Here is a 12,720-nt window from a genome sequence, read left to right on the forward strand (position 1 = left end):
ATTGCAGTACCGTAAGGTGTTTGCCAATGCAGTAGTGGGAGAAGCAAGAATCCCCCTGCTTTAGCTGTGGGGAGTGTCAATGAAGAGATCAAGGCGTTTGATGGATGGAAGAACTGAGAGGGAATCCGTTGGATTTACAGAAAAATGGTTTCATGGTATCATAGTTTCAGAAAGAAAAGGATACTGTGAAGCCATTTTTTTAAGAGGGAGAGAAGCTGAATGGGAAGTTATCTGAATCCGGGCGGTGGAATGTTTAAAGCCTGTCTGCGGTCAAAAATCTATGTGGATAAAAGCGGGCTGATCGCAAAAACAAATGAAGTACTGGGAACAGAGCAGCGTTTTGTCTGCGTGAGCAGACCGAGACGATTTGGAAAATCCATGGCTGCCAATATGCTGGCTGCATATTATGGCAGAGGGGAAGATAGTGCAGAACTGTTTTCTGCTCTCAGAATCCATACAGACAAAAGCTTCCGGGAACATCTGAATCAATATGATGTGATCCGGATCAATATGCAGGAATTTTTAAGCGCTGCACCGGATATGGATGAGATGCTGAAGCTTCTTCAGAAGCGTATTCTCAGAGAGCTGAAGATGCAGTATCCGGATTATATCGACAGTGATTATCTGGTCTTTGCCATGCAGGATGTTTTTGCATATACCAGACATCCTTTTGTCATTCTGATCGATGAATGGGATTGTATATTCCGTGAATTTAAACAGAATATGGAAGCACAGAAAAAATATCTGGATTTTCTGCGTGTATGGCTGAAAGATCAGGAATATGTGGCATTAGCTTATATGACCGGAATCCTTCCGGTAAAAAAATATGGTTCCCATTCTGCATTAAATATGTTTACGGAATATTCCATGATCAATCCAAGAGAAATGGCAGAGTTTTTTGGATTTACAGAAGAGGAAGTAAAGGAACTTTGCAGCCGGTATAAACGGAATTTTCAGGAGGCACAGGCATGGTATGATGGCTATGAGCTGGTTGCTATAGAAGAGGGAAGAAAGAAGACATATTCCATGTACAGCCCGAAATCTGTGGTGGATGCCATGTTAAGTGGAATTTTTGACAATTACTGGAATCAGACAGAAACCTATGAAGCACTGAAAATTTATATCCGTATGAATTATGATGGCCTGAAAGATGCAGTGATAAGAATGCTGGCAGGCGATAAGGTGCAGATCAATACAGGGACTTTTTCCAACGATATGACAACGTTTCAGGGAAAGGATGATGTATTGACACTTCTGGTACATCTGGGCTACTTAAGCTATCATTGGCCGGACAAAACTGTGACGATTCCAAATAAAGAAGTGTCGCAGGAGTATATAAATGCCATCAGCACCATGGACTGGAAAGAAGTCATACAGTCGGTAGAGTCTTCCAGAAAACTCCTGGAAGCATTGTGGAATCTGGATGGGGAAGCAGTTGCAAAAGGAATTGATCAGGCACACAGAGAAATTTCGGTTCTTCAGTACAACGATGAAAATTCTTTGAGCTGCACCATTAATCTGGCATTTTATTTTGCCAGAGAGTACTATACAGTTATCCGGGAACTGCCAACCGGAAAAGGCTTTGCAGATATCTGCTTTATCCCAAGAAAGTTATACGCAGACAAACCGGCAGCAGTCATTGAACTGAAATGGGACAAAGATGCCCATGGAGCCATATCACAGATTAAAGAAAAGCAATATGTAGATGCACTGAAAGACTATCATGGAAATCTCCTGCTTGTAGGAATCAATTATGATAAAAAAATAAAGCAACATACCTGTGTGATCGAGAGGTATCATAAACAATAAAATAGATGCAAGTGCAGAAAAAGAGTCCCCTGAATACGGAATCCTATCCGTGTTCCGGGGATTTTTTACAGTGCAAAATTATATTATAAACATAAAGATTTATATAATGAACATGTATGGATAAAATATACGATGCTATTGTATAGACAGTAACTGAGATTACAGAAACAGAGCAAAATACAGAGAAAGAAGAATGCCTATGGAGAGCATAGAGGTTAAATAAAATGATTATAGCACTGGTAATATTGTCAGTTGGAATAAAAAGCTGTAAAATAGACTGTACGGTCATAAAAATTCTGTATTTTGTATTGAAAGGGAAAAAGCAGCACATGGGAAAATTAATCATTCTCAGAGGAAACTCAGGAAGTGGAAAAACAACCGTAGCGAAGGCATTACAGAAAAAGCTAGGACGTAATACAATGCTGATATCACAGGATGAGGTCAGAAGAAATATGCTGTGGGTTGATGATGGCATAGATACAAAGGCTTTGCCGCTTATGGCAGAACTTTTACGATACGGAAGGGAACACAGTGAATTTTCTATCCTGGAAGGGATCATGTATGATGAATGGTATCGTTCGTTGTTTGAACTGGCAAATGAATTATATGGTTCAAATGTATACGCATATTATTTTGATCTGTCGTTTGAAGAAACCGTGAGACGACATAATACAAGAAACAGAGAATTTGGTGAAAAAGATATGCGCAGATGGTGGAGAGAAAAAGATTTTTCTTCAGCTCTCAGGGAACAGGCTATTACCTGCGAAATGGATACAGACAGTATTGTTGAAAAAATATACTCGGATTTGAACGCAGATCGCAAAGCGATTGCGTTCATGAGCATATAAAGTAAATGTAATACAAATATATTCAGACTGGCAGCATGATTGCGATCACGCTGCCTTTTTTGCTGCTTTCCAGTATTTTTACCTGTCCGTTATGCTGTCTGACAATTTCACTGACAAGTGCAAGACCCAGGCCGGCACCTCCCATAGCGCGGCTTCTTGATTTGTCCACACGGAAGAACGGGGTGAAGATTTTTTCCTGATATTCGGGAGGAATGCCGATTCCGGTGTCGGAGACTTCAAGAAAGACATAATTGACAGACGTGGATGTATCTGTTATTTCTTCGGAAAGATGGGTATTTACGGTTACTTTTCCACCGGAGTGATTGTATTTGATCGCATTTTCCACAAGATTGTACACAGCACGATACAGCAGCAGGTAACTTCCGGTAATGATGCAGTCTCCCTCCTGCTGGATCAGTTCAACATCCTTCTGTTCCGCTACGGAAGCCAGGTCGCAGAAAACCTCATCAGTCAGTGCTGCCAGAGAGATCCTTTCGGAACGTTCAACAGTCTGTACACCGGTCATATCCAGGAGGATTTCAGCCAGATGGGAAAGTCGCCCGGTCTGTTCCTGTAGCATGGCAAAAATCTCCTGATAATCTTGTAAAGCAGGTGCTTCCCTGCGGGCAAAGACCTCCAGGTTTGTCTGGATAACGGCAAGAGGAGTCCTCAGCTCATGGGCTGCATTGGCAGAAAACTGCTTCTGAGCAGTAAAGGCCTCATCCAGGCGTGCGAGCATTTTGTTAAATGAAATGGTCAGGCGGGAAATTTCGTCATTGGTAGCAGGAACTTCAAGAGCCTCTGAAAGGTTCTGGACCTCTATTTGGTTTACCTCTTGGCTGAGTCTGCGAAGCGGAAGTAATGCCTGGCGGCTGATAAAATAAGTGCAGATGCTGCTGAGAAGGATGATGATCCCTGTTACCATGAGTCCTTTGGTGAGAAACAGTTTTTTGGTCAGCTGCAGCTGATCGGAAAGCTCCGGAAATAAGACGGAGGGATCCATATTAAAGGTGATGGGAGCAGAATCTGTGTTATCGATCCGTATCATGTAATCTCCCAGATCCTCCATTCCGGCAACTGCGGACTGGCTGATAAAAAAATACATCAGAATGCAGGTGACTGTCATAAGCAGTGCGGTGATCAGTGTCAGACGCCATTGAAGAGATAGCTTTCCGGTTATTTTTTTCATTGTACATCCTCCGTTAAAATGTAACCCTGGCCGATCTTATTCTGTATCGGATCAAAGCCGAGAGCAGTGCGCAGCTTTTTTCGAAGAGAAGAAATGTGGACACGAATGGAATTGCTGAGACTGTTGACGCTTCCGTCCCAGATATGCTCGATCATTTCTTCCGGACTTATGATACGGTTCTGATGAAGAAGGAAATATTCCAGAAGAGAACTTTCCTTTCAGGTCAGAGAAAGGGGAAGTCCATCGACACTGGCCTTTCTTGTACGGGTATCAAAGCTGATACGTCCGCATTGCAGACATACGTCCTGCTGGATAAATTTCCTTCGTGTCAGACTTCGGATCCGTGCCTCCAGCTCTTCAAAATGAAAAGGCTTTGTGAGATAGTCATTGGCACCGAGATCAAGCCCTTCTACCTTGTCCTGGATCTGTCCTCTGGCAGATAGGATCAAAACGGGAGTGGAAGTATCGGATTTCCGAAACTGGCGCAGGATTTCCAGACCATCAACGCCTGGAAGGTTCAGATCAAGAAGGATGAGATCATAATTTTCCACCAGACATAATTCCAGTCCTTCATCCCCGTCAAAACATGTGTCCGCTTCATAGCCATCCATGCGAAGTCCCTCCGCAATAGACTGGCAGAGCTGCTTTTCATCTTCGATTATCAATATATGCATAATAAATTCTCCTAAAAAACAGTTGATTTTGCTTTGTTATCTATCATATCATGTATAGCATAAAATTCCTGTAAATTTTTTCACTTCTTAACAGAGATTTTATACAGGGGATGATATAGTAAGGCTACAGAGAGCAAGATTTACATATAAAATATACGTCGGTTCCGGATATGGGCCGGTGATATCAGAAGGGAGAATATAAACAATGAAATTAAGAACACAGAAAATAACAGCACTTATGGCAGCAGCGGTATTAGGAATATCTGCATTTGGAAGTGTGCCGGTAACAGCGGCAGAGAGCACGGAAACAGCAGATATCGGAGAGGCAATGGCGGTGGATGGAGAGGCAGTTTCATCAGATCTGGTAGCAGGTACATTTAAGCCTTCCGACGTAACCTGCAAGGCACAGGATTCTTATGAATATCCGTTTCTGGGACTGAAGCTTTCACTTTCGAAGGAGCTGTTAAAGCAGATCAAGGACCAGAGCATTGCAATGCTTACCACGGAAGATTTTGAGAATCAGACCAATGCAGTGACATATGCCTATGTAAGCTGGAGCAAAATGACAGAGGAACAGAAAAATGCCGAAATACAGAAGATGGGAACAGGATATGACGACTGGGTGGCAGGTCTGGACAGAATTGGTACAATTGGCGTTTATGATGAAGCTTCACAGAAAAAGCTGGATGAGATCACTGGCTGTACAGAGCATAAAGAGCTTGGAAGCAGCAGTGACGGGAAATACAAATATTATCTGAGCACCAACAAAGATGCAGATGAAAAGCTGACAAAGGAGCTGGAAAAGATCAAAACCGACATTACGGAAATGGCACCGTATCAGAATATTTCCGTGTTTGACCAGCCACAGGATACCAGCGTCAACCCGGAGGATACAAAATCTGTAGGAAAATTTGAAACAACAGGAATAGATGGAAAAACATATACAGAAAAAGTATTCAGTGACTATGACCTGACGCTGGTAAATATTTTTACAACCTGGTGCTCACCATGTGTAAAAGAGATTCCGGAACTTCAGGAGCTCTATAAAGAAATGAAAGAGAAAGGCGTCGGAGTAGCAGGTGTGGTGCTTGATACTACAGATGAAAAGGGAAATCAGGACGAGGAGGCTGTAAAAAAAGCTGGCATTCTTCAGGAAAAAACAAAAGCGGAGTATCCGTTCCTGATACCGGATACTACTATGATGAACGGCCGTCTGCAGGGGATTTCCGCATTTCCTGAAACATTTTTTGTTGATAAAGATGGAAACATTGTAGGAGATACCTATACAGGAAGCCATACACTGGACGAATGGAAGGAAATCGTGGAAAAAGAGCTTAAAAACGTTTCAAAGTAAAAGATGATTATTATGGAGAGTGGAAAAATGATTCGGAAAATAACAGAATCCAGGTGGATCGGACCTGCTCTGGCAGTTTTTGGAATTTTACTGATGATACTGGGAATCTGCAGAGGTGAGGTATCTGTAGTTTTTACAAAAGCGATCAACATCTGTATGGAGTGTATTGGCATTGGATAATAAGAAGATGAAAATAAATGAATGGCCGCGGCATGGGATCCAGGCATTGTGGGCGGCCCTTACAAACAGTCACATATCAGGCTTTGTGACTGGAAAGATCTATACCGGAAAAATGAAAAATGTCTGTGTTCCGGGGCTGAACTGTTATTCCTGCCCCGGAGCAAGAGGGGCCTGTCCCATTGGTTCCCTTCAGGCTGTGATCGGAAGCTGGAACTTCAAGATGGCATATTATGTAGCTGGATTTCTGATCTTTGTAGGAGCGCTGCTTGGAAGACTGGTGTGCGGATTTCTCTGCCCATTTGGACTGATCCAGGATCTGTTGAACAAGATTCCTTTTCCAAAGAAGATCCGGACATTTCGGGGAGACAAGCTTTTGAGAAAACTGAAATATGTGATCTTTCTTGTATTTGTGATCCTACTTCCCATGTTTGTAGTAGATATCATGGGCCAGGGAGCACCATATTTCTGCAAGCTGATCTGCCCGGCAGGAACGCTGGAGGGAGGTATCCCGCTGGTGCTGCTGAACAAATCCATGCGAAGTGCAGTAGGCTGGCTGTACATGTGGAAAAATACGATCCTGGTGATCACCATTATCTTATCAATTATGATATACCGGCCATTCTGTAAGTATATCTGCCCGCTGGGAGCTTTTTATTCGGTATTTAATAAAGTTTCCGTTTTTCGTTACAGAGTAGAGAAAGAAAAATGTGTTCACTGCGGAAAATGCAGAAATATCTGCCAGATGGAGGTTGATCCGACAGAGGATCCTAACAGTGCAGAGTGCATCCGATGTGGAAGGTGTAAAAAGATATGTCCGACACAGGCGATCCGGTGTGGTTTTGCAGGCAAAGATCAGACATGAATTACGTTAATTGACGAAAAATAGAATTTTCCTTATAACATTCAGTATCTGATGAATAGTACGGAAAACTGAAATGATTCAGAAAATTAGACTTAGCTCACTTTAAAAGTGAAAAAATAATTTGATAATTTCTTGACAAGTACTAATAAATATGTTAGTATTCAATCATCAAATTAATAAAGTCTTCGGTGACTGACGGAGTTGTGGGATAACCACGAGGGAGCCGGAGATTCGATGAGTCGACCGTCTGGGCAGTATTTGAAGAAATTCAGATACTGCTCTTTTTTATGGGATAAAAAGATCCGGACGGTTGCTGCGGAGAAAGGAGAACATTATGGGATTTAAAAGTGACATCGAGATTGCACAGGAGTGCACAATGGAGCCAATTACCAAGATTGCAGAGAAAGCAGGTATTGATGACAAATATCTGGAGCAGTATGGTAAATACAAAGCAAAGATCGACTATAATCTCCTGAAAGAAACAGACAAAAAAGACGGCAAACTGATTCTTGTGACAGCTATCAACCCGACACCGGCCGGGGAAGGAAAAACAACTACAACGGTAGGTCTTGCAGATGGAATGCAGAGACTTGGAAAAAATGTTATGGTAGCTCTTCGTGAGCCATCCCTTGGACCGGTATTCGGTGTCAAAGGTGGTGCAGCAGGCGGCGGCTATGCACAGGTAGTTCCTATGGAGGATATCAACCTTCATTTTACCGGTGATTTCCATGCGATCGGTGCGGCAAACAACCTTCTTGCTGCAATGATCGACAACCATATCTTCCAGGGTAATGAACTGAACATCGACCCGAGAAAGATCACCTGGAGACGATGCGTTGACATGAACGACCGTCAGCTTCGTAATGTAGTAGACGGACTTGGCGGAAGAACAAACGGTATGCCGCGTGAAGACGGATACGACATCACCGTAGCATCGGAGATCATGGCAGTTCTCTGTCTGGCAAGTGATATCAAAGATCTGAAAGAGAGACTTTCCAGAATCATCATCGGATATACCTATGGTAAAGTTTCCGAGCAGAAACCGGTAACAGCAGGAGATCTTCATGCAGAGGGTGCTATGACAGCACTTCTGAAAGATGCCCTGAAACCAAACCTTGTTCAGACACTGGAGCATGTTCCAGCCATTGTTCATGGCGGACCATTCGCAAACATCGCTCACGGATGTAACTCCGTAACCGCTACAAAGATGGCTATGAAACTTGCAGATTATGCCATCACAGAGGCTGGTTTCGGTGCTGACCTTGGTGCTGAGAAGTTCCTGGATATCAAGTGCCGTATGGCAGGACTTACACCAAGTGCTGTTGTTATCGTAGCAACTGTACGTGCCCTGAAATACAACGGTGGTGTTGCAAAAGCAGATCTCAACAACGAGAACCTTGAGGCTCTTGAGAAAGGTATCCCGAATCTTCTGAAACATGTAAGCAATATCAAAAATGTATACAAGCTTCCATGTGTGGTAGCTATCAACGCATTCCCGACCGACACCAAGGCAGAGCTTGATTTTGTAGAAGCAAAATGTAAAGAGCTTGGCGTAAACGTAGCACTTTCCGAGGTATGGGCAAAAGGCGGCGAAGGCGGAATCAAGCTTGCTGAGGAAGTTCTCCGTCTGGTTGAAGAGCCGAATGATTTCACATATGCTTATGAGCTGGAAGGCTCCATTGAGGATAAACTGAACCAGATCGTACAGAAGGTTTACGGTGGAAAGAAAGTGGTTCTTACAGCAAATGCCCAGAAGCAGGCGAAACAGCTGGAGGCACTTGGATTTGGCAACTGCCCGATATGTGTGGCCAAGACCCAGTACAGCTTAACAGACGACCAGACAAAGCTTGGTGCTCCGACAGATTTCGAGGTAACAGTAAGAAATCTTAAGATTTCCGCAGGTGCAGGATTTATTGTTGCACTGACAGGTGAGATCATGACCATGCCAGGTCTTCCAAAAGTGCCGGCTGCAACCAAGATTGACGTAGATGAGAGCGGTAAGATCACAGGACTGTTCTAAGCAGAACCGGAAACATATAATTATAAAGTATTTTTGAGGGGAATTCAGATAGAGACCTCCTCCGGCAATAAAAACCGGAGGAGGTTTTTTATGTAAAAATAAGAAAAAGACCTATAATCGAACAAATTTTCTGGTATAATAAGAAAAGAAAACACTCCGGAGGTGTATCCATGGATAAAAAAGAAGATCATATCTATATAGCCATCGATCTGAAATCATTCTACGCTTCCGTGGAATGTCAGGAGCGGAACTTAAATCCACTTACCACCAATCTTGTTGTGGCAGATAAAGAACGTACTGAAAAGACCATCTGCCTGGCAGTTTCTCCTTCTTTGAAGGCCTATGGAATACCAGGAAGAGCGAGACTTTTTGAAGTGGTCCAGCGTGTAAAAGAAGTCAATCAGGCACGTGTCACAAAAGCACCAAGAAGATGTTTTACCGGAGAATCCTGGTCTTCGGATGAACTGAAAGCGCATCCGGAACTGGCCGTTTCCTATGTGACAGCACCGCCGAGAATGGCGTTGTACATGGACTACAGCACCCGGATCTATAACGTTTACCTCCGTTATCTGGCACCGGAGGACATGCATGTCTATTCCATAGATGAGGTGTTTATGGACGTCACCCATTATCTTGGAATGTATCAGATGACAGCCAGAGAGCTTGCTGCAAAAATGATCTCCGATGTAATGAAAGAGACCGGGATCACGGCAACTGCCGGAATCGGAACCAATCTTTATCTGTGTAAGATTGCCATGGACATCGGGGCCAAACATGTAACACCAGACGAAAATGGTGTGCGTATCGCAGAACTGACGGAGCAGTCCTACCGGGAACTTTTATGGGATCACAGGCCGCTGACAGATTTCTGGCGGGTAGGCACAGGAATCAGGAAGAAGCTGGAAGAAGTAGGACTTTACACGATGGGAGACATTGCCAGATGCTCTTTGGGCGGTGTGCGTGATTACTATAATGAAGATCTTCTTTATAAAATATTCGGCATCAACGCGGAACTTCTGATTGATCATGCATGGGGATACGAACCGGTGACCATGGATCTGATCAAAGCCTACAAACCGGAAACAAACAGCATCGGTTCCGGTCAGGTACTGCACTGTCCCAGTGATTTTGAACAGGCGAAACTGATCGTACGTGAAATGACAGACATGCTGGTTCTTCAGCTTGTGGAAAAAAGGCTGGTAACCAGTCAGATAGTCCTTACCATAGGCTACGATATTGACAATCTGAAATCTTCCTCCGGCAGGAAAAAATATCAGGGCGAAATAAAAACAGACCGTTATGGAAGAAAAATTCCCAAACATGGTCACGGAACTGTAAATTTGGACAATCCAACCTCATCCACATCAACGATCATGAAGGCAGTCCTTGACCTGTATGAGCGTATCACGGATAAAACACTTCTGATCCGGCGTGTCTATATCACAGCCAATCAGCTCACAGATGAAAAACTGGCAGCGGCAGAGCCCGTATATCAGCAGATGAATCTGTTCACGGATTACCTTAAATCAGAAGTGTCAGAGGCAGAACAGAAAGCAGAAAAAGAAAAACAGGAAAAAGAGCGAAAGCTCCAAGAAGCTATGCTTTCCGTAAAAAAGAAATTCGGAAAAAATGCCATACTGAAAGGCAGCAGCTTACAGGAAGGTTCCACAACCATAGAGCGGAACAACCAGATCGGAGGTCACAGAGCATAAATGGAAAAGAAACCAAAAGGCAAATACCAGGACATCATAAACCTGCCTCACCATGTTTCAAAAATACACCCACAGATGCCCCTCTATGACCGAGCTGCACAGTTTTCCCCCTTTGCAGCCCTTACCGGCTATGAAGACGCAATCCGGGAAACAGCCAGACTCACCGATAACTGGGTACAGCTTTCCGAAGACAAAAAGCAGGAACTGGATGAAAAACTCCGGCAGCTGATAGCCGACAGGGAGAGAACAGAGTCCGTCACCATCATCTATTTCCAGCCGGATGACCGGAAAGAGGGAGGCTCCTATGTAACCGTCACCGGGCAGATAAAAAAGATTGACGACTGCAGCCAGAAAATCTTTCTGACAGATGGAACGAAGATTGACCTGGGAAGAATTGTGGATATAAAATAAAAAATGCTTCGGAGGAACAACAATGGGAAAAATATTGGATGAGGATCTGATCTACGAAATACTATCCGTGGTGGAAGAAATACCGGCAGGAAAAGTGGCTTCCTACGGGCAGATTGCACGTCTCATCGGCTGGGATAAAAATTCGAGGCTTGTAGGAAAAGTTTTAAGCATGGCAGAATTTTATGGGAAATATCCCTGCCACAGAGTTGTGAATCATGCAGGCCGTACTGCACCAGGATGGAGAGAACAGAGGGAACTTCTGGAAGACGAAGGTGTGGAATTTAAAGCAAATGGATGCGTGGATATGAAAAGTCACCAGTGGGAGGAATAGAACTTTATGAATTGTAAAGATATGATGCAGATTCCGGAGCTTACAGAGGTTCTGAAGCTGAAAGCAGGAAAAAACGGTTTGGAGCAATCTGTTCGATGGATTTATTTTGCAGACTGTCTGCAATGTGTAAAAAGTGAATATAAGATCGAAAACTATATCCACGGAGACGAATTTGTAGTTCTGACCAATCCCAGTGTTACGGATGACAGTCGGAAGCTGATGGAGATGATCCGGCAGATGTATGGGCATGGAATTACGGCTCTTGGAATCAATGAAGGCCAGATATCAGAGGAACTGATGCAATACTGTGAAGAGAAAGCGTTGCCTCTTTTTGAGCTTCCGGAGAAATATCCTCTGATCGATCTGTCTCAGATCATCTGCCGCAGGCTTGTTCTGGAAGAAAATGACCGAAATGCCGCAGAGCAGCTGTTTTCCTCTATTCTGGATGCAGAACATTTAAGCCGGGAGCGTGTGATGGCACAGGCCAGATATCTGAATATTGATCTGGAGGGGAGCTTTTTTGTAGCGGAATTTGCGTTTGCGTCCGGAAATACAGAAAGCGGATGGGAGAACGAGGATTCCCTGACAACCGGACGGAATGTGAAGCGTGTGATCTGTACTGAGTTTTCCAGTTACATAAAACAGGATATCCTTATCCTTCCACAGGCAGGCTCCATCCTTGCACTGCTTCCGGACAGAGAAGCGGAGGATAGCAATATAAAAGAAATTTTTGCCAGGATCGTGGACCGAACACAGCGGGAATATGGAATAGAGCTTCGGATCGGAGCCGGAAACAGTAGGGCGTATCTGGATGAGGTAAAAGACAGCCGGAACGAAGCTTCCTCAGCACTTCGGGCAGCAGAAGTTTCCGGATTGAAGGGGCAGATATTTTTTTACAGGGATCAGGGAATCTATACATTACTTTCCCATGTGGACGATTCCAGAATCCTGGATACTTATATGGAAGAAAAAATCGGAAAGCTGCTGCAGGCAGATGAACTGAACGATGGAAACTTAAGTGAAACACTGGAAAATTATCTGAACTGCAGCTGCAATGCCAAAAAGACGGCAGAAGAGATGTTTCTTCACAGGAATACCTTAAATTACAGGTTGAAAAAGATCCGGGAGATCCTGGGATGCGATCTTGAAAACCTGGATACCTGCCTGGAGCTGAAGATGGCGTTTCTGATCAGGCGATATCGGTATCGCAGATAATAGAAATTGTGCACTGTGCACAAAAAACATACAACACCAGGCCTATTGATTTCGTACCGGAAAATGCTATAATCTACCTAAATCAAAAAACAAAATAACACAGCAGATAAACGAC

General features: G+C 43.7%; 12 protein-coding genes, 1 pseudogene and 1 riboswitch. Of the genes and pseudogenes, 11 read left to right on the plus strand and 2 right to left on the minus strand.

Annotated features, from left to right (window positions below):
- Positions 1-97: 97 nt before the first annotated feature.
- The 3 genes from GPK81_RS11865 (at position 98) to GPK81_RS11875 (ending at position 2,657) form a co-directional block, all read left to right on the plus strand.
- On the plus strand, positions 98-235 hold the full coding sequence (locus tag GPK81_RS11865; RefSeq protein WP_173738238.1) for a hypothetical protein: 138 nt from the start codon (positions 98-100) through the stop codon (positions 233-235).
- Positions 220-1,809, plus strand: coding sequence for an AAA family ATPase (locus GPK81_RS11870; RefSeq protein ID WP_215707122.1), 1,590 nt, complete (start codon positions 220-222; stop codon positions 1,807-1,809). The genes GPK81_RS11865 and GPK81_RS11870 overlap by 16 nt, the downstream gene beginning before the upstream one ends.
- A gap of 329 nt (positions 1,810-2,138) precedes the next feature.
- Complete coding sequence (locus tag GPK81_RS11875; RefSeq protein WP_215707123.1) at positions 2,139-2,657, plus strand: kinase; 519 nt, start codon at positions 2,139-2,141, stop codon at positions 2,655-2,657.
- Positions 2,658-2,679: 22 nt separating this feature from the next.
- Here GPK81_RS11875 and GPK81_RS11880 read toward each other — a convergent pair whose 3' ends face one another.
- Both GPK81_RS11880 and GPK81_RS11885 read right to left on the minus strand, forming a co-directional pair.
- On the minus strand, positions 2,680-3,846 hold the full coding sequence (locus tag GPK81_RS11880; RefSeq protein WP_215707124.1) for a sensor histidine kinase: 1,167 nt from the start codon (positions 3,844-3,846) through the stop codon (positions 2,680-2,682).
- Positions 3,843-4,520 (minus strand): annotated as a pseudogene (locus GPK81_RS11885) (response regulator transcription factor). The gene GPK81_RS11880 and the pseudogene GPK81_RS11885 overlap by 4 nt, the downstream one beginning before the upstream one ends.
- 205 nt (positions 4,521-4,725) lie before the next feature.
- On the opposite strand from GPK81_RS11885, the gene GPK81_RS11890 reads away from it, so the two are divergent.
- From GPK81_RS11890 to GPK81_RS11925, 8 genes are all read left to right on the plus strand, one after another.
- Entirely contained in the window at positions 4,726-5,874 is a 1,149-nt protein-coding gene (locus GPK81_RS11890; protein WP_215707125.1) for a TlpA family protein disulfide reductase, read from the plus strand.
- A 27-nt stretch (positions 5,875-5,901) separates the two neighbouring features.
- Positions 5,902-6,054, plus strand: a complete 153-nt coding sequence (locus GPK81_RS11895) for a CD1871A family CXXC motif-containing protein (RefSeq protein WP_173739040.1) — start codon at positions 5,902-5,904, stop codon at positions 6,052-6,054.
- A gap of 7 nt (positions 6,055-6,061) precedes the next feature.
- Entirely contained in the window at positions 6,062-6,916 is an 855-nt protein-coding gene (locus GPK81_RS11900; protein ID WP_118071279.1) for a 4Fe-4S binding protein, read from the plus strand.
- A gap of 178 nt (positions 6,917-7,094) precedes the next feature.
- A riboswitch (ZMP/ZTP riboswitch) is annotated at positions 7,095-7,176 on the plus strand.
- A gap of 74 nt (positions 7,177-7,250) precedes the next feature.
- Positions 7,251-8,936 carry a formate--tetrahydrofolate ligase gene (locus GPK81_RS11905; RefSeq protein WP_118071255.1) on the plus strand — a complete coding sequence of 562 codons (1,686 nt, stop codon included), beginning with the start codon at positions 7,251-7,253 and terminating at the stop codon, positions 8,934-8,936.
- Positions 8,937-9,106: 170 nt separating this feature from the next.
- Positions 9,107-10,648: a Y-family DNA polymerase gene (locus tag GPK81_RS11910; RefSeq protein ID WP_021977028.1), complete on the plus strand. Its 1,542-nt coding sequence runs from the start codon at positions 9,107-9,109 to the stop codon at positions 10,646-10,648.
- Positions 10,649-11,059 (plus strand): YolD-like family protein, encoded by a 411-nt coding sequence (locus GPK81_RS11915; protein ID WP_215707126.1) that lies wholly within the window; start codon positions 10,649-10,651, stop codon positions 11,057-11,059.
- Between the two features lie 22 nt (positions 11,060-11,081).
- On the plus strand, positions 11,082-11,390 hold the full coding sequence (locus tag GPK81_RS11920; RefSeq protein ID WP_215707127.1) for an MGMT family protein: 309 nt from the start codon (positions 11,082-11,084) through the stop codon (positions 11,388-11,390).
- Between the two features lie 6 nt (positions 11,391-11,396).
- On the plus strand, positions 11,397-12,605 hold the full coding sequence (locus tag GPK81_RS11925) for a PucR family transcriptional regulator (protein ID WP_215707128.1): 1,209 nt from the start codon (positions 11,397-11,399) through the stop codon (positions 12,603-12,605).
- Positions 12,606-12,720: the final 115 nt, after the last annotated feature.

It is taken from the genome of Blautia sp. MCC283, from assembly GCF_018785565.1.
Classification (GTDB): Bacteria; Bacillota; Clostridia; order Lachnospirales; family Lachnospiraceae; genus Blautia_A.

Coding starts and splice junctions, on each gene's coding strand:
- GPK81_RS11870 (WP_215707122.1), top strand. CDS start 220: ATGGGAAGTTATCTGAATCCGGGCGGTGGAATGTTTAAAGCCTGTCTG.
- GPK81_RS11890 (WP_215707125.1), top strand. CDS start 4,726: ATGAAATTAAGAACACAGAAAATAACAGCACTTATGGCAGCAGCGGTA.
- GPK81_RS11915 (WP_215707126.1), top strand. CDS start 10,649: ATGGAAAAGAAACCAAAAGGCAAATACCAGGACATCATAAACCTGCCT.
- GPK81_RS11925 (WP_215707128.1), top strand. CDS start 11,397: ATGAATTGTAAAGATATGATGCAGATTCCGGAGCTTACAGAGGTTCTG.
- GPK81_RS11895 (WP_173739040.1), top strand. CDS start 5,902: ATGATTCGGAAAATAACAGAATCCAGGTGGATCGGACCTGCTCTGGCA.
- GPK81_RS11900 (WP_118071279.1), top strand. CDS start 6,062: ATGAAAATAAATGAATGGCCGCGGCATGGGATCCAGGCATTGTGGGCG.
- GPK81_RS11880 (WP_215707124.1), bottom strand. CDS start 3,846: ATGAAAAAAATAACCGGAAAGCTATCTCTTCAATGGCGTCTGACACTG.
- GPK81_RS11920 (WP_215707127.1), top strand. CDS start 11,082: ATGGGAAAAATATTGGATGAGGATCTGATCTACGAAATACTATCCGTG.
- GPK81_RS11875 (WP_215707123.1), top strand. CDS start 2,139: ATGGGAAAATTAATCATTCTCAGAGGAAACTCAGGAAGTGGAAAAACA.
- GPK81_RS11910 (WP_021977028.1), top strand. CDS start 9,107: ATGGATAAAAAAGAAGATCATATCTATATAGCCATCGATCTGAAATCA.
- GPK81_RS11905 (WP_118071255.1), top strand. CDS start 7,251: ATGGGATTTAAAAGTGACATCGAGATTGCACAGGAGTGCACAATGGAG.